Origin of the sequence: Xanthomonas graminis pv. graminis (genome assembly GCF_030168915.1) — a bacterium.
In the GTDB taxonomy this organism is placed as follows: domain Bacteria; phylum Pseudomonadota; class Gammaproteobacteria; order Xanthomonadales; family Xanthomonadaceae; genus Xanthomonas_A; species Xanthomonas_A translucens.
On the sequence record NZ_CP076255.1, the window covers coordinates 1,743,027 to 1,762,087 of the forward strand.

Below are 19,061 nucleotides of genomic sequence, written 5' to 3' on the forward strand. Positions count from 1 at the left end.
CGGCCATGAGCGCGAACAGCTTCGGCACCCTGCTAACCGTCACCACCTTCGGCGAATCGCACGGGCCGGCGATCGGCTGCGTGATCGACGGCTGCCCGCCTGGGCTGGAACTGGACGCGGCCGAATTCGCCCACGACCTGCAGCGCCGCGCCAGCGGCAAGAGCCGCCACACCTCGGCGCGGCGCGAGGCCGACGAGATCGAGATCCTGTCCGGGGTCTACGAAGGCCGCACCACCGGCACCCCGATCGGCCTGCTGATCCGCAACACCGACCAGCGCAGCAAGGACTACACCGACATCGCCCGCCAGTTCCGCCCGGGCCATGCCGACTACAGCTACTGGCAGAAGTACGGCATCCGCGATCCGCGCGGCGGCGGCCGTTCCTCGGCGCGCGAGACCACGATGCGCGTGGCGGCCGGGGTGATCGCCAAGAAGTGGCTGGCGCAGCGCTATGGCGTGCGCGTGCGCGGCTACCTGGCGCAGCTCGGGCCGGTCGTGCCGCAGGGCTTCGCCTGGGACGCGGTCGAGGACAACGCGTTCTTCTGGCCGCACGCCGCGCAGGTGCCGGAGCTGGAACGCTACATGGACGCGCTGCGCAAGTCCGGCGATTCGATCGGCGCCAAGGTCACCGTGGTCGCCGACGGCGTGCCGCCGGGCTGGGGCGAGCCGATCTACGGCAAGCTCGACGGCGAACTGGCCGCGGCGCTGATGAGCATCAACGCGGTCAAGGGCGTGGAGATCGGCGACGGCTTCGCCGTGGTGGCGCAGAAGGGTACCGAGCACCGTGACCTGATCGCGCCGGACGGCTTCCAGTCCAACCATGCCGGCGGCGTGCTCGGCGGCATCGCCACCGGCCAGCCGATCGTCGCCTCGCTGGCGTTCAAGCCCACCTCCAGCCTGCGCCTGCCCGGCGCCACGGTGGACGTGGACGGGCAGACGGTGGACGTCATCACCACCGGCCGCCACGACCCCTGCGTCGGCATCCGCGCCACCCCGATCGCCGAGGCGATGATGGCGCTGGTGCTGATGGACCAGGCGCTGCGCCACCGCGCGCAGTGCGGCGACGTCGGCAGCGTCGCCCCGCACATCCCCGGCGGTGGCGATGGCTGAGTCGCGGCCACGGGTGTGGGTCAGCCAACCGCTGTTCGACGATGTCGTCGCACGGCTCGGCGAACATTGCGCGCTGACCACCACCGCGGACGTGACCAAGTATTCGCCGCAAGACCTGGCCGCGGCGCTGGCGCCGCTGGACGGCGCGCTGGTGACGCTCAACGAGCGCATCGGCGCGGCCGAGATCGCCGGCGCGCCGCGACTGCGCGCCATCGCCAACGTCGGCGTCGGCTACAACAACCTCGACCTGGACGCGCTCAGCGCGGCGGGCATCGTCGCCAGCAACACGCCGGACGTGCTCACCGAAACCACCGCCGACCTCGGCTTCGCCTTGCTGATGGCCGCCGCGCGGCGCATCACCGAGTCCGAGCGCTGGTTGCGCGAAGGGCAGTGGCGGCAGTGGTCGTTCCAGATCATGCTCGGCGCCGACGTGCACGGCAGCACCCTTGGCATCCTCGGCATGGGCCGCATCGGCCAGGCCATCGCGCGCCGCGCCGCCGGTTTCTCGATGCGCGTGCTGTACCACAACCGCAGCCGCCTGCCGGCCGAGGTGGAGCGCGCGCACGCCGCCGAGTACGTCGGCTTCGACGCCCTGCTGGCACGCGCCGATCACCTGCTGCTGGTGCTGCCGTATTCGGCGCAGTCGCACCACATCCTCGATGCCGCCGCGCTGGCGCAAATGAAGCCGGGCGCCACGGTGGTGAACATCGCCCGCGGCGGCCTGATCGACGAACTGGCGCTGGCCGATGCGCTCGCGCACGGGCGCCTGGCCGCGGCCGGGCTGGACGTGTACGAAGGCGAGCCGGCGGTGCGCCCGGAGCTGCTGGCGCTGCGCAACGTGGTGCTGACCCCGCACATCGGCAGCGCCAGCGCCGCCACCCGCCGTGCGATGGTGGCGCTGGCGGTGGACAACCTGCTGGCCGCACTGGGTTTCGGCGCCGACGCCGGGCGTCCGCCGAATGCGTTGAACCTGGATGCGATCGCGGGCGCCGGCAATGGCGACGGCGGCATCGCGGGCAAAAAACGATAGGGAACCTCCGGCGACCTGAGTGGCGCGCTCGGGAGGTTCCCCGAATCCAGCTGGCAGTGCGGCTGTTCCCCCTTTCTCCTACCCGATCGAACCATCTCCCATGAGCAACGAATCCCGTCGTTTCAACGTCGCCGTCGTCGGCGCCACCGGCGCTGTCGGCGAAACCATGCTGGCCATCCTCGCCGAGCGCGATTTCCCCATCGCCACCCTGTACCCGCTGGCCTCCGAGCGCTCCGCCGGCGGCCAGATCGAGTTCAAGGGCCAGAAGGTCACCGTGCTCGACCTGGCCAGCTTCGACCCGACCGGCGTGGACATCGCGCTGTTCTCCGCCGGTGGCGGCATCTCCAAGGAATACGCGCCGAAGTTCGCCGCGGCCGGCGCGGTGGTGATCGACAACTCCTCGGCGTTCCGCTACGACGACGACGTGCCGCTGGTGGTGTCGGAAGTGAACCCGGAAGCGCTGAAGCAGCGCCCGCGTGGCATCATCGCCAACCCCAACTGCTCGACCATGCAGATGCTGGTGGCGCTGGCGCCGTTGCATCGTGAGTACAACATCGAGCGCATCAACGTGGCCACCTACCAGTCGGTGTCCGGCGGCGGCCGTTCGGGCATGGAAGAGTTGGGCAAGCAGACCGCGCAGTTGCTGGCGTTCCAGGACATCGAGCCGAAGAAGTTCCAGGTGCAGATCGCCTTCAACCTGATCCCGCACATCGACGACTTCCTCGAGAACGGCTTCACCAAGGAAGAGATGAAGCTGGTCTGGGAGACGCGCAAGATCCTCGGCGACGACAGCATCCAGGTGAACCCGACCGCGGTGCGCGTGCCGGTGTTCTACGGCCACTCCGAAGCGGTCGCGATCGAGACCACGCGCAAGGTCAGCGCCGAGCAGGCGCGCGCGCTGCTGGCCGCGGCGCCGGGTGTGGAAGTGGTCGACGAGCGCAAGGCCGGCGGCTATCCGACCCCGGTCACCCACGCCTCCGGCACCGACGCGGTCTACGTCGGCCGCATCCGCGAGGACATCTCGCATCCGCGCGGGCTGAACCTGTGGATCGTCTCCGACAACATCCGCAAGGGCGCCGCGCTCAACGCGGTGCAACTGGCCGAGCTGGTGGCGCAGCAAGGCTGAGCCAGTCGGGACTCGGGACTTGGGACTGGGGACTGGGGACCCGGAGGCCGACGCGGGCTTGGAGATCGCCATTGGCGACAGGCCGTGTGCAACGGCAAGAGGCATGCTCTTGCCGTTCGCTATTGCTGTTCCGGGTCTCGAGTCCCCGTTCCCGAGTCCCGGCTTCACTGACGACAGACCGTGTGCAACGGCAAGAGGGAGCATGCTCTTGCCGTTCGCTATTGCTGTTCCGGGTCCCGAGTCCCCGTTCCCGAGTCCCGGCTTCACTGACGACAGGCCGTGTACAACGGCAAGAGGGAGCATGCTCTTGCCGTTCGCTTTTGCTGTTCCGAGTCCCGAGTCCCGAGTCCCGAGTCCCCAGTCCCCAGTCCCCAGTCCCCAGTCCCGAGTCCCGAGTCCCGGCTTCACTGACGACAGGCCGTGTACAACGGCAAGAGGGAGCATGCTCTTGCCGTTCGCTTTTGCTGTTCCGGGTCCCGAGTCCCCAGTCCCGAGTCCCGGCTTCATATATATTGCACGCCATGACACCAAGGGCAGAGGCGTAATGCGCCTACAACCACCTAGTTCCCATCGTCTGCGTCGCCATGCTGCGTCTGCATCCGGCCCGAGCCGCGCTTGGCGTGCGGCATGCGCGCTGCTGTTGCTGGCCTGCAGCCAGGCCGCGCTGGCGCTGGGGCTGGGCGACATCCGCGTGCTTTCCAAACCTGGTCAGCCGTTCCTGGCCGAGATCCCGGTGATCTCCAACGAACCCGGCGAGCTGGAAAACGCACGTGTGGCGCTTGCTTCGCCGGCGACCTTCGCCCGGGTCGGACTGCAGCGCCCGGACGGCCTGGTCGGCAGCCTGCAGTTCCGCTTCGCGCAGGCCCGCCAGGGCCGCGCGGTGATCCGCGTCAGCAGCAGCATGCCGGTCGAGGTGCCGTCGCTGAGCTTCCTGATCGAGGTCGATTGGGGCCAGGGTCGGTTGATCCGCGAGTATTCGGCGTTGCTGGATGCGCCCAACACCGCCGCGGCGATCGACGCGCCGGCGATCGATGCACCGTCCGCCGCGGTACCGTCCAACCGCATCGCGGGTCGCGAGCCGTCGGCGCCGGCCGCCAGCACGCCGACGCCTGCAGCGCCGACCGCACCCGCTGCGCCGGTGCGCAGCGCGCCAGCGCCGGTCGCGGCGCTCGGCGATGCGCTGGCGCCGGTGCAGCGCGGGCAGACCCTGTCGCAGATCGCCGGGCAACTGGCGCGCAGCGGCGGCCACTCGCTGGACCAGACCATGGTCGCGCTGTTGCGCGCCAATCCGGATGCGTTCATCCGCGGCAACGTCAACCTGCTCAAGCAGGGCGCCGTGTTGCGCACGCCGCGGCAGGAAGAGCTGGCCAGCATCGATGCCGCTGCGGCCACCGCCATCGTTCGCGAACAGGCCGCGCAATGGCGACAGGCGCGAGCGCCGGTGCCGCAGCCGGCGCAGGCGCAGCAGGCAGAAGCCAGCGCCAAGCCGGCCGCCAAGCCGGCCGCGGCCGCGGCGGCAACGTCTGGCGCACGCCTGGAAATCGCGCCGGCGGTGCCGGCGCAACGCGACAACGCGGGAACCAAGTCCGGCACCGGTGCCGGCGACGAGGGAGACATGGTGGCGACTCAACAATTGCAGCAGGCGCGCGAAGATCTCGCGGCACGCGATGCCGAGGTCCAGGATCTGCGCTCGCGGGTCGAGCAGCTGGAAAAGCTCAAGGCCCAGCAGCAGCAACTGATCGCGTTGAAGGACAGCGACCTGGCCGCGGCGCAGAAGCGCCTGGCGCAGGCCGGGCAGACCCAGGCGCAGGCGCAGCCCGCGCCGACGGCGGGCTCCGGCGGCTGGCCGTTGTGGCTGTGGGGCGGGCTGGCGCTGCTGCTGCTGGGCCTGGGCGCGCTGCTGCTGGCACGCCGCCGCAAGCCCTCGCCGTTGCCGCCGCTGCCGCGGCACGACTACGACACGGCGGCATTGGCCGCGGCGGTGCCGGTGGTCGCGCATCGCGACGTCGATGCGCCGGACCTGCCGCCGCTGGACGAGCACGAGCATGAGCGCGAAGTGGCCGAAGACGCGGCCGCCGAAGAGCGGGCATCCCAGGACCACGCATTCGAGCGCGAACTGGCCGCGCAGGCGCAGCGTCACGACGACCAGCCGCGCCGTGCCGGCCGCGGAGCATCTGCACTTCGCGCTGCGGCCCGACGCCGAGGTCGCGCCCACGCCGCCGCCGGTCGACGCCGACGAACCATGGCGGCAGCCGCCGCCCGTACTGGCGCCGACGCCAGTCGCGCCGGTGCTCGCGCACCGCCAGGAGCCGACCTGGCATCAAGGCGATCTGCCGGCCGCCGCCGAACCTGCCCCCGAACCGGCGCCCACGCAGCTGCCGATCGGCCGCGAGCGCCTGGAGCTGGCCGTGGCCTACATGGACCTGGGCGACAACGAAACCGCGCGCACCCTGCTGGTCGAAGTGGCGGCCGCCGGCGATCCGGCGGCGCGTGCCGAAGCCCAGCAGTTGCTGGCCCGCTTGAACTGATGCGCGCAGGCGGCGTGCGGCGCAGGCGCCGCCGCCGTGCTGCCGCGACCGGGAATGCGACGATGCGCGACTACCTTTGCAAGCTTGCGATGATGCCGTCGACACGCCGCCAGCCGCTGTCCCGGCCGGCGCCTCAGGCCAGCGTTGCGGCCCCACGCGCATGCGTGCTGGTCGCTCCATCGCCACGGCTGCCTGTGCGCTCGGCCAGCGCCGCTCGGCCGCGCATCGCGCCAGGCTCCCGCGTATGCCGCAGTGCAGTGCCATGGCCGCTGCGGCCCGCGTTGCGCGTCGTGAGGGAGTAGGGTGCGATGCGCTACGCATTGGGCGTGGAATACGACGGCAGTGAGTTCCAGGGCTGGCAACAGCTCGGCGAATCCGGTGGGCCGAGCGTGCAGGCGACGCTGCAGGCGGCACTGTCGTCGGTGGCCGACAGGCCGGTGAGCGTGATCTGCGCCGGGCGCACCGACGCCGGTGTGCATGGCGAATGCCAGGTGGTGCATTTCGATTGCGATGCGCCGCGCGCGCCGCGCGGCTGGATGCTCGGCGCCACCGCGCGCTTGCCGGCGTCGGTGTGCGTGCGCTGGTGCGTGCCGGCCGCAGACGATTTCCATGCGCGCTTCTCGGCGCGCGCGCGGCGCTACCGCTATCGCCTGCTCAACCGCCAGGTACGCCCCGCGTTGTACCGGCAGACGCTGAGCTGGGAGCGGCGGCCGCTGCAGGCCGAGGCGATGCACGAAGCGGCGCAGGCGCTGCTGGGCGAGCAGGATTTCGGCGCATTCCGCAGCATCCAGTGCCAGGCGCTGCATGCGCGGCGCGAGCTGCAGGCGATCGCGGTGACCCGGCTCGGCGAGGTCGTCGAGGTCCAGGTCCAGGCCAATGCATTCCTTCATCACATGGTGCGCAATATCGTAGGCTCCTTAGTCATGGTGGGAGCAGGCGACAAGCCGGTTTCCTGGATCGGCGAACTGCTTGCCGGGCGCGACCGCAGCGTCGCCGGCCCGACTGCGCCGCCGCAGGGATTGGTCTTCGTCGGTCCGCTCTACCCCGATATCTGGAAGCTACCGGCCGAGGTCACCCTATGAATCGCACCCTGTATCGCACCCGCATCAAGTTCTGCGGCATGACCCGCGCCGGCGACATCCGCCTGGCGGGCGAACTTGGGGTGGATTCGGTGGGATTCGTGTTCGCCCACGGCAGCCCGCGGCGGGTGGCGCCGGCCGAGGCCCGCGCGATGCGCCAGGCTGCCTCGCCGATGGTGGACGTGGTCGCGCTGTTCCGCGACAACCCCAAGGACGAAGTGCGCGAAGTGCTGCGCACGGTGCGCCCGACCCTGCTGCAGTTCCATGGCGACGAGGACGACGGCTTCTGCCGCGGCTTCAACCTGCCGTACCTGAAGGCGGTGCCGATGGGCGGCGGTGACATCAACGCGCGCACCCTGCAGCTGCAGTACCCCAACGCGGCCGGCTTCCTGTTCGACAGCCACGCCCCGGGCGGCAGCGGCGGCTCCGGCAAGACCTTCGACTGGACGCGGCTGCCCACCGGCCTGCACCGGCCGTTCCTGCTTGCCGGCGGCATCACCTCCGACAACGTGTTCGACGCGATCGTGGCGACGTTGCCCTGGGGCGTGGACGTGTCCAGCGGCATCGAGAGCCAGCCGGGCATCAAGGACGGACACAAGATGCGCAAGTTCGTCGAGGAAGTGCGCCGCGCCGACTGCCATGAGTTGAACAGCAACTGCTGAGCGCCTTCGCAGTCGATGTCGGCGCCGACAAGCGGGGCATGAGATAGCGTATTTTTTCGGCACTTCACACCGCGTGGCAGGGACGTGCGTTGCGGCAGGCGCGCTCGACAACATCCGTCGTGACCGAAGTCGCTGCCGCAGGTGGCAGTGTCCTGTAGATAAAAGAGCCTGGCTGTTTGTCTGCCCCGTCGTGGAAGCGTCAGCTCGCGATCCAGCGGTCGCTGAGCGAGCAGCAGAACGCGGCGGCACTGTCCAACGCCATCGACGACGCCACCAACGGCATCACGCGTCGCAACGCCGAACTGATGCGGCAGACCTCGGAAAACACAGCGCGCGCCAACCAGCGTGCAGTGATCGACATGGACACGCTGCGCCACGTGCATGAGCAGTTGATCGCTACGGCGGAAGAGGTGCGCGAGATCCATCGCGACGGCATGCAGCAGCGGCGCGCGGCCGAGGTCGAGCTGGCGCGCTTGCGCGACGAACTGCAGCAGCGCCTGGCGGCGCCGACCCCGGCCGGCTGAGGCGTCGCGCCGGTGGCGCGCAGCGGCCGATGGCTTTCAGCAGCCGGCGAGCCCCTGTAGGAGCGGCTTCAGCCGCGACCCCGAAGCCGGAAGGCCTCCGCCTTCGGCAGCAGTCGCGGCGATGAGCGAACGCAATTTCTACCGCCGTTTCAAGGCGGCGATCGGTACCAACCCGGCGCATTGGCTGCAGCAGGAGCGGGTGCGCGCGGCGAAAGCCTTGCTCGAGGACGGGCGGCTGGACCTGGAGCGGGTGGCCGCGGCTTGCGGCTTCGAGACGCTGGAGGCGTTCCGGGCCGCGTTCCGGCGCCATGTGGGCGTGGCGCCATCGGTGTACCGCAGCGGCTTCGGGCCGTTCGCCTAAGGCGCAAACGCGTGCGTGCGCTGCGCGCCCGGCGCGAACGCACATGGCGAGGACACCGCCATCGGCTACGCTGCGCGTCTTGCAACAGGATGGTGCGCAATGTTCCGCTGGTTCGAGTCGCTGATTCCCGTGTTCCCCGCCATCGATCCGCGCACGCCGCCGCGCGGGGTGTGGCGCTTCTATGCGTTCTACCTGCGCCCGGTGTGGCCGGTGTTCGCCGCCACGCTGGTGGCCGGATTGCTGCTGGCGCTGGTCGAGGTGGCGATGTTCGATTTCCTCGCCCGCATCGTCGATCTGGTCGCCGAGGCGCCGGGGCCGGATTTCTTCGCGCGCCATCGCGACGAACTGCTGTGGATGGCGGCCATCACCCTGATCGCGCGGCCGCTGCTGACCGGGCTGCACAACCTGCTGGTCAACCAGGCGATCATGCCCGGGCTGAGCAACCGCACACGCTGGCTGATGCACAGCTACGTGGTGCGGCAGAGCCTGAATTTCTTCCAGAACGATTTCGCCGGACGCATCGCCAACCGGGTCATGCAGACCGGCACCTCGCTGCGCGAGTCGGCGGTGCAGATGGTCGATGCGCTGTGGTACATCCTGGTCTATACCGGCACCGCGCTGTACCTGTTCGCGCAGGCCGACGCGCGGCTGATGCTGCCGTTGATCGGCTGGCTGGTCGCCTACGTGGCACTGATGGCGTACTTCGTGCCGCGCTTGCAGCAGCGTGCGTGGATCGCCTCGGAGGCGCGCTCCAAGGCGATGGGCCGGATCGTCGACGGCTATACCAACATCGCCACGCTGAAGCTGTTCGCGCATGCGCGGCGAGAGGAGGCCTACGTGCGCGAGTCGATCCAGGAGCTGGCGGTCAAGCACTGCGGGCAGACCCGGATGACTACCGCCATGGATTCCTCGATCGCCGCGTTGAACGGCTTCCTGATCGTCGGCACCTGCGCATTGGCGATGTGGCTGTGGAGCCAGGGGCGGATCAGCGTCGGCGCGATCACCCTGGCCACCGGGCTGGTGATCCGCATCCACAACATGTCCGGCTGGATCATGTGGGTGGTGAACGGCATCTTCGAGGACATCGGCACGGTGCAGGACGGCATGGAGAGCGTGGCCCAGCCGATCCAGGTGCAGGACCGTGCCAATGCGCAGGCGCTGCAGGTCAGCCGCGGCGAGGTGCGTTTCGAGCACATCCATTTCCATTACGGCAAGCGCGGCGGGGTCATCGCCGGGCTCGACCTGCAGGTGCGCCCGGGCGAGAAGATCGGCCTGGTCGGGCCGTCGGGCGCCGGCAAATCGACCCTGGTCAATGTGCTGCTGCGGCTGTACGACCTGGAGAGCGGGCGCATCCTGATCGACGGCCAGGACATCGCCACGGTGACCCAGGAAAGCCTGCGCGGGCAGATCGGCCTGGTCACCCAGGACACCTCGCTGCTGCACCGCTCGATCCGCGACAACCTGCTGTACGGCCGCCCCGATGCCAGCGAGGCGCAATTGCTGGCGGCGGTGCGCAAGGCGCGCGCCGACGGCTTCATCGACGCGCTGCGCGATGGCGAAGGCCGCAGCGGCTACGACGCGCATGTCGGCGAACGCGGGGTCAAGCTGTCTGGCGGCCAGCGCCAGCGCATCGCCATCGCCCGTGTGCTGCTGAAGGACGCGCCGATCCTGGTGCTGGACGAAGCCACCTCGGCGCTGGATTCGGAAGTGGAAGCGGCGATCCAGGACAGCCTGGACGAATTGATGGCGGGCAAGACGGTGATCGCGATCGCGCACCGGCTCTCGACCATCGCGCGCATGGACCGCTTGGTGGTGATGGACCAGGGCGCGGTCGTCGAAAGCGGCACCCATGCCGAACTGATCGCGCACGGCGGCCTGTACGCGCGGCTGTGGGCGCGGCAGACCGGCGGATTCGTAGGAGCGCGCTAGCGCATTCGCGCTATCGCCCCACAGTTTGCTGCGCAAACCGTGGGCCCCGGCTCACCATCTTCCACATCCCCCGCGCCTGTCGGCGCGCTCCCCTTGAGCGGCGCCATCGCATGCGCGCTGTCGCCCCCACAGTTTGCTGCGCAAACCGTGGGCCCCGGCTCACCATCTTCCACATCCCCCGCGCCTGTCGGCGCGCCCCCCTTGACTCAAGGGGGGCTGTTCTCCAGTTGGATCGTGCGAGACGTTCGGGTGAGGGCTTTTACCGAGTCCCGAGTCCCGGCCACCCCTCACTGAATCGGCTCATCCAGCATCAACTCCCGCACGAAGCGCACCGGCGGCGCCCCATAGGACAGCACCTGGTCGTGGTAGGCCTTCAGGTCGAAGCTGTCGCCGAGCTTGGCCTGCATCGCCTTGCGCAGGTCCAGGTGTTCCTGCACGCCGACGAAGTAGGTCGGCAGCTGCGCCGAGCTCAGCTGCACGCGCACCCACTTGCCTTCGGCTTCGCTCTGCTGCTGGAAGGTGTCGTGCACCATCAGCCGCAGTGCCTGTTCCTTGCTCCAGTGGTCCACGTGCACGCCCTGGTCCAGCAGCGCGTTGGCCAGGGTGCGCAGGTAGAACTTCAGTTGCACCAGATGGAATAGCGGATCGTTGTCCAGGTAGCCCTGTTCCTGCATCATCCGTTCGGTGTACACCGCCCAGCCTTCGGCGAACGTACCCGAACGCAGCACGCCGCGCAGGGTCGAGGGGAACTTGGCCGAGTGCCAGCCTTCCACGTAATGGCCGGGCACGCCTTCGTGGATGCTCAGCAGGTGGATCATGCGGCCGTTGTATTCGCGCAGGAACGATTCGGCCTGCTGCGCGCTCCAGTCGTCGGGAATCGGCGATACCGCGTAGAAGGTCTTCAAATTCTTGTCCAGCGGGCCGGGCGAGTCGCAGTACGCCACCGCCACGCCGCGCTGGAACTCGGGCATCAGGATGATGTCCACCGGCGCGTCGGGCAGGGTCAGCAGGTCCTTGGCGCGGACGAATTCGGTGGAGGCCGCCAGCGACGCCTTGGCCTCCTCGACCACCTTGTCGCGCGCCGGATGCTGCGCATACGCCAGCTCCAGCGCCGCCTCGATCGCGGCCTGCTGCTGCGCGTCGTTCGGCGCATCGACCAGCGCCGGTGCGTTCGGGCGGTCCTTGAGCACGGTGCGGGCGATGCCGTACATCTGCTCGCGCACGCGCTTGAGCTCGGCCTCGGCGCGCTGCTTGATCTCGGCGCGCGACAGCGAGGAGTTGAGCGCGAATGTCAGTTTCTGGTCGTATTTCTCAGCACCGATGCGGAAATCGCCCTTGGCGTTGGGCACCAGGGTCTTGTCCAGCCAGGTCTGCTGTTCGGCCACCGCTTTCTTCAGCCCGTCGATCGCCGCCTGCAGGCGCTGCGCGTCGGCGTCCGGCAGTTCCTTGACGTGCGGGGCGATGAAGGTATCGACGATGCTGAGGATGCCCTGGTTCTGCTTGGCCACGGTCTTGGCGTGGATCTCCGGCACCCGTGCCGGATCCAGGTTCGCGCGCGCCTGCGCGAACAGCGCCGGGATCTTTTCCATGCGCGCGGTGGCGGACTTCAGCCGCTCCGGCAGCGGCGCGAATTCGCGCGCCATCAGCCCGTAGATCGCGCCGCCGGCCAGGCCGGTGTACACCTGCGGATCCCACGCCCAACTCTGCGAGACCTCGCTGCTCCAGATGTCCGACTGCAGTTGGTTGCGCAGGATCGCCGCATCCACCTGGTTCTCGCGCGAGAGTTTGCTCACCTGGAGCTTGTCCAGGTCGGCCAACACCTGCTTGCTCGCGTCCAGGCTCTTCTGCCGGCCGGCGGCGCTGAGGTCGTCCAGCTCGCTGTCGTAGCGGTGATCGCCGGTCTGGGTGGCGCCGACCGGGGACAGCTGCATCCAGGTGTCCACGGCACGCTTGGACAACGCGGCGAAGGCGGCATCGGCGGCCGGGTCGGCAGCATCGGCGGCCGCGCCGGGCGTGGCGGCGGGCGCCACGGTCGGCGCATCGGCGGGCTTCTGGCAGCCGGCGAGGGCGGCGAGCAGGGCAGCAGCGAGCAGGTGCTTGCGCATCGGGTTTCCTGTGGTGGTCGATTCCCAAGCATAGGCGGCCGCCGCGGTGCGCGCACCTGCTGTTGGATTACCCTGGTGCTTCTTCCGCCTGTCGGCGAAGCTGGCCGAACTCGGCACGCAATTGCTGGCCGCCAGCCAGGACGCGGCGCAGCAGCGTCGGCGCATCGAGACGCCGCCGGTTGACCCTGCAGTCCGCCGCGCCCGATGGCGAACGCAGCCGCGGCGAGATCGGTGGGGCGTTCGCCGAGACCGGATCGATCTTCGCCGCCGCCTTGGCGATCCGTGCGCTCGCGGCGCTGGCGCCGTGCGTGGTGCTCTGGTGGCTGGTCGCCTGGCTGCGACGGCGAGGCAGACGCGTTTAGGAAGCTGGCGCTTTCCAGGGTGTCACTGTAGGAGCGGCTTCAGCCGCGACCGCTCCACCGGAAAATCTCGGTCGCGGCTGAAGCCGCTCCTACAGGGCTTCGGTGCCGAGGGAGGAAGGCGCTAGCCTTCGTCCTGCTCGAACTCCACGATCACTTCCAGGTCGAACGCCAGCGCTTCCACCGCCTCGCGCACCTTCAGCGCGGTGGCGGCGTTGCCGGCTTCGATCTCCACTTCGTGGGTGCCCGGACCCTGGTCGTCGGGCAGTCCGGCAGAGCTGGAATCGTCGTCGTCCATCTGGTTCATCAGATCGTCGATTTCCTCGACATGCTCGATGCCTTCCAGGCTGCCGAGCAGGTTGATGATGGCGCGTGCGTCGTCTTCGCTGCCGGTGATGCGGATACGGAGCAGGGGCATGTGCCTTCCTCTGGGGAATGAAAGGCAAGGCTAGGCAGACGCCGGCTAAGGCGAAGTGATGACGGCTCGGCGCGCGTGCGGCGCTGCGCTGCCCAGTGGGCGGCGTCGAAGACCGGCGCCAAGCCGCAACTGCGCGCGCCGGTCGGGCGTGGCCTGCGCCTGGTTCAGCACGGGGAAACGGTTGGCGAACACCTGCTCGCGTTGCGGCGACAGCGGCGCCTCGGAACAGTCCCGATTTTCGGGCGATGCCTTTCTGTAGGAGCGGCTTCAGCCGCGACAACGTCCAAAGCCGGAAGGCCCGCCGCTGCGGTCGTCGCGGCTGAAGCCGCTCCTACAAAAGCGTGCAACCACGCAAAACCTAGCTCGCCCGCGGCGGCAACCCCAGCAATTCAGCAGGCAGCGCCGGCATTGGCGTGCGTTCGTCCAGGGCCTCGCGCTTGAGCCAGTCGATGAACTGGCTGGCCGCCGGGCTGGGCAGGCGGTGGCCGGGATGCACGATGTAGTAGGAATAGCGCGCCTTCAGCGCCGGGCCGGGCAGGCGCACCAGCTCGTAGCGCTGCAGGTAGGGCTGCGCAATGTGCTTGCGCGCCAGCACCGCGCCCACCCCATACACCGCCGCGCGCATCGCATCGGTGCTGTCGTTGAAGGTGTGCATCGGCGGCAGTTCCACGCCGCGCACCGCGGCGGCGCGGAACCAGTCGCGCCAGCCTTGCGGCGACATGTCGGTGAGCAGCGGCAGCTGCGCGATCTGCTCGGGGTGGTGCAACGTGGCCAGCTGCGGCAGTGCCGGCGAGGCCACCGGGAACAACGCGTCGTCCATCAGGTGGTGCGAGGTCAGTCCGGGCCATGCGCCCTGGCCGTAGCGGATGCCCAGGTCCGGCCCGCCGTCCTCGAAGCGCGAGAACGCCGCGTCGGTCTGGATGTCCAGGCGCACGTGCGGATGCGCCTGGCAGAAGCGCGGCAGCCGCGGCAGCAGCCAGCAGTAGGACAGCGAGCGCAAGGTGGTGATGCGCAGCGGCGCGGTGTCGGCCTGCGGATGCAGGTTGCCGGCCACCGCGGCGATGTCGGCCAGCGCCGCGCTGGCCGCATCGGCCAGTTGCCGGCCCTCGGCGGTCAGCTTGATCCCGCGCGCATGGCGCTGGAACAGGGCCGCGCCGAGCAGCGCTTCCAGCTTGCGCACGTGGTGGCTGACCGCGCTGGCGGTGAGGTGCAGTTCCTCTGCCGCATGGGCGAAGTTCTGGTGGCGCGCGGCGACGGCGAACACGCCGAGCGCGGGCAGCAGGGCAGGACGCAATTGCATCGGCAGACACGCGGCAGATTTGTGGCTTGCGACGATACTACGCGCTTGTGCGCGTTGCGGCGGCGCGCGATCCTGGCAGCCATGCGCAAGATGCGGGGCCGGTGCGGCCCAGGTCGGCGCGGGGAGCCGCTTCTGCCGCTGGTCGCGAACTTTGCTTGTCGCCTGTCGCCTGTTCCAGGCGGCAGGCGGCAGCTGCGTCCGCGGCGGCAGCACGCTCGATGGCAGCGGACTCGAGATGAACTCAGGAGACAACACGGTGAATGCAGCCAATCCCGCGTCCGGCGATCCAGTCGACGCCCTTCCGGCACCCGCGGTGCGCGACTGGCGCACGCCGCTGGAACTGCTGTTCCTGGGCATCGTCTGGGGCTGCTCGTTCCTGTTCATGCGCGTGGCGGCGCCGCCGTTCGGCGCCTATGCGCTGGTGGAGCTGCGCCTGGCGCTGGGGGCGACGGTGCTGCTGCCGTTCCTGTGGATGGCGCGCGCACGCTTTCCGCTGCGCCGCTGGCCGGCGCTGGCGGCGATCGGGCTGCTCAACTCCGCGCTGCCGTTCCTGCTGTTCGCATGGGGCGCGCAACATGCGCCGGCGGCGATCGGCGCGATCTGCAACGCGATGACGGTGCTGTTCACCGCGCTGATCACATTCCTGTTCTTTGGCGAGAAGATCGGCGCGCGCCGCGCGGTGGCGCTGCTGATCGGCTTCGTCGGCATCGTGGTGCTGGCCACCGGCAAGTCGGCCGGGCTGAGCGTGGGGCCGGCGGCGTTCGCCGGTGCCACCGCCTCGCTGCTGTACGGGATCGGCTACAGCCTAGTGAAGCGCTATATGAGCGACCTGCCGCCGGCCGCGTCGGCTGCCTGCACGCTGGGCTGCAGCGCACTGCTGCTGGCGCCGCTGGCGTGGACGCATTGGCCGGCCGCACCGGTGCCGGCGCTGGCCTGGGCCTGCGCCGGCGCGCTGGGCGTGGTCTGCACCGGGCTGGCCTTGCTGATGTACTACCGGTTGATCCAGCGCATCGGCCCGGCGCGCGCGTCCACGGTGACCTACCTGGTGCCGGTGTTCGGCGCGCTGCTGTCGTGGTCGATCCTCGGCGAGCCGCTGACCTGGAGCATGCTGCTGGCCGGCGTGTTGATCCTGGGCAGCATCGCCTTCAGCCAGCGTGCGCGTTGAAGGACCTGCCGATGACCGCTTCCTTGCTCGCATCGCAATTCGCCTACAAGGCCTGGGCCAACGCCGAGCTGCTGCAGGCGTTGGCGCAGATCGACGCGGCCGCGCATCCGGCGCAACGGCAGCGCGCGATCCGGCTGTTGAACCACACCTACGTGGTGGACCGGATCTTCGCCGCGCATCTGGACGGCGGCACGCATGCGTTCACGGACAGCAACACGCCTGAGACGCCGGCGCTGGACGTACTGCACGCGGCCGTTGCCGAATCCGACCGTTGGTACGCCGGCTACATCGCGCGGCTCGAAGCGAGCGCATTGCAGCAGTCGCTCGCATTCCGCTTCACCGATGGCGATGCCGGCCGCATGACCCGCGAGGAAATGCTGTTCCACGTGCTGGCGCATGGCGCCTATCACCGCGGCAACATCGCCATGCTGCTCAGCGAGTGCGGGGTGGAACAGCCGCGCGAGCTGTTCACCCGCTTCCTGCACGCGCGCGACCCCGAGCGCCGCGGCGCGGCGCCGGGCTGAGCGCCGGCGGTGCAGTGCGCCGCCGGCTGGCGCGCGCGCTGGCGCATTACTGCGGCGGCGTGCGCACCGGCAGCGGCACGTTGCACAGGTCGATGTGCCCGGCCGGGCGCTTGTAGAAATCGTCGCGGCGATTGCGCCGCGCTTCGGCCACGTCGCGGAAGGTCTGGGTGTCGGTGCGCAGCAGCTGCAGCGGGGTGCGTTCGGCCTCGGGCAGGTCGCTGGCGAGCTTGATCGCGCGGATCGGCGTGCGCTGTTCGGGCTTGGCGTAGAAGCCCATCGGGTCCGGTCCGCGCGGGATCACGCTGAGCAGTTCCATGCCCTTGACCACGCGCCCGACCACGGTGATATTGCGGTCCAGCTGCCGCGGCGATTGCCCGGTGACCACGTACAGCTCGGCGCCGATGCTGCTGTCCTCGTCGTTGTTGCGGCCGGCGCCGAGGGTGCCGTAGCAGTGCGCCAGCCACGCGGTGCCGTCCTTGGGGTCGCGTGCAGCTGGAAAGCCGTCGACGAAGCCCACTTGCGGCGCCCAGCCGTCGCGGTCCGGCAGCGCCTGGAACGCCAGGCCCTTGGCGTTGCGCTGGAACTCGGCGGGCAGGTGGCGCTTGGCCGAACCCAGCGGCTTGGCCTTGTCCGCCTCCTCGCCGTCGGGATCGCCGAACTGCACCACGAAGTTGTCCTGCGAACGGTAGATGCTCAGGCCGTCCCAGAAGTGCTCGTGGGCCAGGGTGCGGATATTGCCGACATGCTGCGGCGCGAACGCCGGCGCCAGTTCGATGACGACGCGACCGGCGTCCAGGTCCAGATACAGGGTGTTGGCCGGATCCAGCGTGCGCCAGTCGCCGGGCTTGGACGCGTCCAGGATCTGCTGCGGACTGCGGTATGGCGCGGCCGGCGCCGCCGCCAGTGCGCAGGCGGCGGACGACAGCAACGCGAGGGCGAGCAGGCTGGGGCGCAAGGGCATGGCGGTAGCCTGGAGGACGGTAGCCGATTCTTACCCAGCCACCGCCGTTGCGCCAATGCCGCCGTTGCGTAGCCTGCGTGCCGCCGGACTCAGCGCGCCGGTGCGCGCTGCGCGGCGTCAGGCGTCTCCTGCGCGGCGGCCACCGCGGACTGTTGAGCCGTCGCATTCAAGGCATTGAGCTGGCGCACGCTGTCCTGCAGCGGCGTGGCCGTGGCGACCTGCGCGTCCACGTAGGCGGTGCGTTTGTCCGCCGACATCGGGTCGCCCTGTACCGCGAACACGCGCCCGGCGTCGTTGCGCAGCACATGATCGATCCGGGTCAGGCCTTCGCGCCTGGCGGCCAGCAGCAGGTGCGTGGCCAGTTGCGGATCGGCCGGGGTCAAGCGGGCGTCGATCATGCGTTGCATCGCATGGTCCGGATGCGCGGGGTCGCGCGGATCGGACGGCGCGTTCGCCGGGGTTGTCGGCGTTGCGGCCGCTGGCTTCGCCGCGGGGCTGTCGATGCCGGCGTCGATCCGGGTCAGCGCACCGCCGAGCGCGCCGTCGGCATCGGCGGCGACGTGGAACAGGCGTTCGCTCAGGCCGTGCGGGGAATTGCCGAGAGTGCGCGCCAGATCGAGCGCGAACGCCTCGTTGCTCATGCGGGCGTAGGCGCCGGCCTGCTCGCGATCGAACGGACGCGCCTGCGCGGCCTGTGCGTACTGCTGGCGCAGCGCGCCCATCTGCGCCTCCGAGAAGTTCAGGGTCAGGTCCTGGCCGGCGGCGATGGCGTCGTCCGCGGTGTCCTTCCTGGCCAGCGCGGCATTGAGCAGCTGCGCCTGATTGGCGTCGACCTTGCCGAAGCCGAGCTGGTAGCGGCGCGCCGCGACGTGTTCGCTGCCGGCGGCGTCGAACTGGCGGGTCAGGGTGAGCGGCACGTTGTCGGCGTACTGCAGCTTGCTGGCGACGGTGCTGCTGCCATCGGCCCGGGTGGCACGCACGTTCTCGCCGCTGTTGCGCTGCCCGGCCAGGTCCAGGCTCAGCGGCCCCAGGCCGAGTCTGGCGCGGGTCTGCGAACTCATGCTCAGGGTGTCGATCCGCTGCACGTCGCTGACCCCGGGCGCCTGCGCCGGCAACTGGCCGCTGCCGAGGAAATCGCGGTAGGCGGCCTGCGCCTGCGGATCGCGCAGGTCGAAGGTCGCGGTGTGCATGCTGGCCTGACCCAGCGCGTCCTGGCGGCCGAGCATGGCCTGCGCCACGGGCGTCTTCAGTCCAAGCATTTCGATGTGTTCGATCGCCGCGGTCGGTCCTGTCGCCACGCGCACGTGGTAGGCGTCCAGGCGCTGCGCGGCGTAGCTCACGCCCGCCGCGTCGGTGTGTTCGCTGCTGCTGGCGAAATGGCGGAACGAGGTCTCCAGCGAGGTGCGCACGAAGCCCTGGCCGTCGAGCCTGACGCTGCCTTCGACCGGGATGGTGAGCGGATCGAACGGATCGACCGCACGCGCGGCCTCGGCGCTGGCGTCGCCGGGCAGGGTGACGGTGTAGCGCGCGCGCTCGCCGAACTGGGTGCTACGGCTGAGGCTGGCGGCGTTGCGGCCGCTGCTGGCGGCGTCGACCTGCTGGCCTTGGCGGAATTCCATCTCCAGGCCGAACTCGGTTTTGCCGTCGGCGCTGCGCCGGCTGGCGCCCACGCTCTGGGTGGAGACGAGCTGGTACGCGAGCGGCCCGCTGCGTCCCAGCGACTGGGACTGGGTGTGCTCCACGCTGGCGCTGCCGTCGGCCGGATTCCACGTCAACGGACCTGCACTGCCGTTGCTGGTGGCGCCGCCGAAGGTGGGATCGGTGGCCTGGGCGGGGGGCGTCGTCGAATTCATGCATTCCTCCTGGAAAGCGCCTGGCGGC

17 protein-coding genes and 1 pseudogene are annotated in these 19,061 nt (G+C 69.9%); 13 read left to right on the forward strand and 5 right to left on the reverse strand.

Annotation, left to right across the window (positions count from 1 at the left end):
- The first annotated feature begins 5 nt into the window (after positions 1-5).
- From aroC to KHF85_RS07600, 10 genes and pseudogenes are all read left to right on the forward strand, one after another.
- Positions 6-1,109, forward strand: a complete 1,104-nt coding sequence (gene aroC, locus KHF85_RS07555; RefSeq protein ID WP_284569099.1) for a chorismate synthase — start codon at positions 6-8, stop codon at positions 1,107-1,109.
- On the forward strand, positions 1,102-2,139 hold the full coding sequence (locus tag KHF85_RS07560) for a 2-hydroxyacid dehydrogenase (RefSeq protein WP_284569100.1): 1,038 nt from the start codon (positions 1,102-1,104) through the stop codon (positions 2,137-2,139). Before aroC ends, KHF85_RS07560 begins: the two co-directional genes overlap by 8 nt.
- 100 nt (positions 2,140-2,239) lie before the next feature.
- Positions 2,240-3,265, forward strand: a complete 1,026-nt coding sequence (locus KHF85_RS07565; RefSeq protein ID WP_284569101.1) for an aspartate-semialdehyde dehydrogenase — start codon at positions 2,240-2,242, stop codon at positions 3,263-3,265.
- A 544-nt stretch (positions 3,266-3,809) separates the two neighbouring features.
- Positions 3,810-4,628, forward strand: a pseudogene (locus KHF85_RS20720) (type IV pilus assembly protein FimV); the annotation flags it as partial.
- 1,054 nt (positions 4,629-5,682) lie between these two features.
- A complete protein-coding gene (locus tag KHF85_RS20615; protein ID WP_284569502.1) occupies positions 5,683-5,793 on the forward strand; it encodes a FimV/HubP family polar landmark protein in 111 nt (36 codons plus the stop codon).
- Between the two features lie 308 nt (positions 5,794-6,101).
- Positions 6,102-6,875: a tRNA pseudouridine(38-40) synthase TruA gene (gene truA, locus KHF85_RS07580; protein ID WP_284569102.1), complete on the forward strand. Its 774-nt coding sequence runs from the start codon at positions 6,102-6,104 to the stop codon at positions 6,873-6,875.
- Positions 6,872-7,534, forward strand: a complete 663-nt coding sequence (locus KHF85_RS07585) for a phosphoribosylanthranilate isomerase (RefSeq protein WP_003475513.1) — start codon at positions 6,872-6,874, stop codon at positions 7,532-7,534. The genes truA and KHF85_RS07585 overlap by 4 nt, the downstream gene beginning before the upstream one ends.
- 176 nt (positions 7,535-7,710) lie before the next feature.
- Positions 7,711-8,058, forward strand: coding sequence for a toxic anion resistance protein (locus KHF85_RS07590; protein WP_284569103.1), 348 nt, complete (start codon positions 7,711-7,713; stop codon positions 8,056-8,058).
- A gap of 121 nt (positions 8,059-8,179) precedes the next feature.
- A complete protein-coding gene (locus KHF85_RS07595) occupies positions 8,180-8,419 on the forward strand; it encodes a helix-turn-helix domain-containing protein (protein ID WP_284569104.1) in 240 nt (79 codons plus the stop codon).
- 99 nt (positions 8,420-8,518) lie between these two features.
- A complete protein-coding gene (locus KHF85_RS07600) occupies positions 8,519-10,348 on the forward strand; it encodes an ABC transporter ATP-binding protein (protein ID WP_284569105.1) in 1,830 nt (609 codons plus the stop codon).
- A gap of 287 nt (positions 10,349-10,635) precedes the next feature.
- Here KHF85_RS07600 and KHF85_RS07605 read toward each other — a convergent pair whose 3' ends face one another.
- Positions 10,636-12,453, reverse strand: coding sequence for a DUF885 domain-containing protein (locus tag KHF85_RS07605; RefSeq protein ID WP_284569106.1), 1,818 nt, complete (start codon positions 12,451-12,453; stop codon positions 10,636-10,638).
- Between the two features lie 179 nt (positions 12,454-12,632).
- Between KHF85_RS07605 and KHF85_RS07610 the strand changes: the two genes are divergently transcribed.
- Positions 12,633-12,815, forward strand: a complete 183-nt coding sequence (locus tag KHF85_RS07610) for a hypothetical protein (RefSeq protein WP_284569107.1) — start codon at positions 12,633-12,635, stop codon at positions 12,813-12,815.
- 121 nt (positions 12,816-12,936) lie between these two features.
- Here KHF85_RS07610 and KHF85_RS07615 read toward each other — a convergent pair whose 3' ends face one another.
- Together KHF85_RS07615 and KHF85_RS07620 are read right to left on the reverse strand one after the other, a co-directional pair.
- Complete coding sequence (locus KHF85_RS07615; RefSeq protein WP_003478425.1) at positions 12,937-13,230, reverse strand: hypothetical protein; 294 nt, start codon at positions 13,228-13,230, stop codon at positions 12,937-12,939.
- A 358-nt stretch (positions 13,231-13,588) separates the two neighbouring features.
- A complete protein-coding gene (locus tag KHF85_RS07620) occupies positions 13,589-14,530 on the reverse strand; it encodes a LysR substrate-binding domain-containing protein (protein WP_284569108.1) in 942 nt (313 codons plus the stop codon).
- A 235-nt stretch (positions 14,531-14,765) separates the two neighbouring features.
- Here KHF85_RS07620 and KHF85_RS07625 point away from each other — a divergent pair, with 235 nt between their 5' ends.
- Positions 14,766-15,695 carry a DMT family transporter gene (locus KHF85_RS07625; RefSeq protein WP_284569109.1) on the forward strand — a complete coding sequence of 310 codons (930 nt, stop codon included), beginning with the start codon at positions 14,766-14,768 and terminating at the stop codon, positions 15,693-15,695.
- An 11-nt stretch (positions 15,696-15,706) separates the two neighbouring features.
- Positions 15,707-16,219 carry a DinB family protein gene (locus KHF85_RS07630; protein ID WP_284569110.1) on the forward strand — a complete coding sequence of 171 codons (513 nt, stop codon included), beginning with the start codon at positions 15,707-15,709 and terminating at the stop codon, positions 16,217-16,219.
- Between the two features lie 46 nt (positions 16,220-16,265).
- On the opposite strand, the gene KHF85_RS07635 is transcribed toward KHF85_RS07630, so the two are convergent.
- Both KHF85_RS07635 and KHF85_RS07640 read right to left on the reverse strand, forming a co-directional pair.
- Positions 16,266-17,180 carry a peptidylprolyl isomerase gene (locus KHF85_RS07635; RefSeq protein WP_284569111.1) on the reverse strand — a complete coding sequence of 305 codons (915 nt, stop codon included), beginning with the start codon at positions 17,178-17,180 and terminating at the stop codon, positions 16,266-16,268.
- Positions 17,181-17,269: 89 nt separating this feature from the next.
- A complete protein-coding gene (locus KHF85_RS07640) occupies positions 17,270-19,033 on the reverse strand; it encodes an XVIPCD domain-containing protein (protein ID WP_284569112.1) in 1,764 nt (587 codons plus the stop codon).
- Positions 19,034-19,061: the final 28 nt, after the last annotated feature.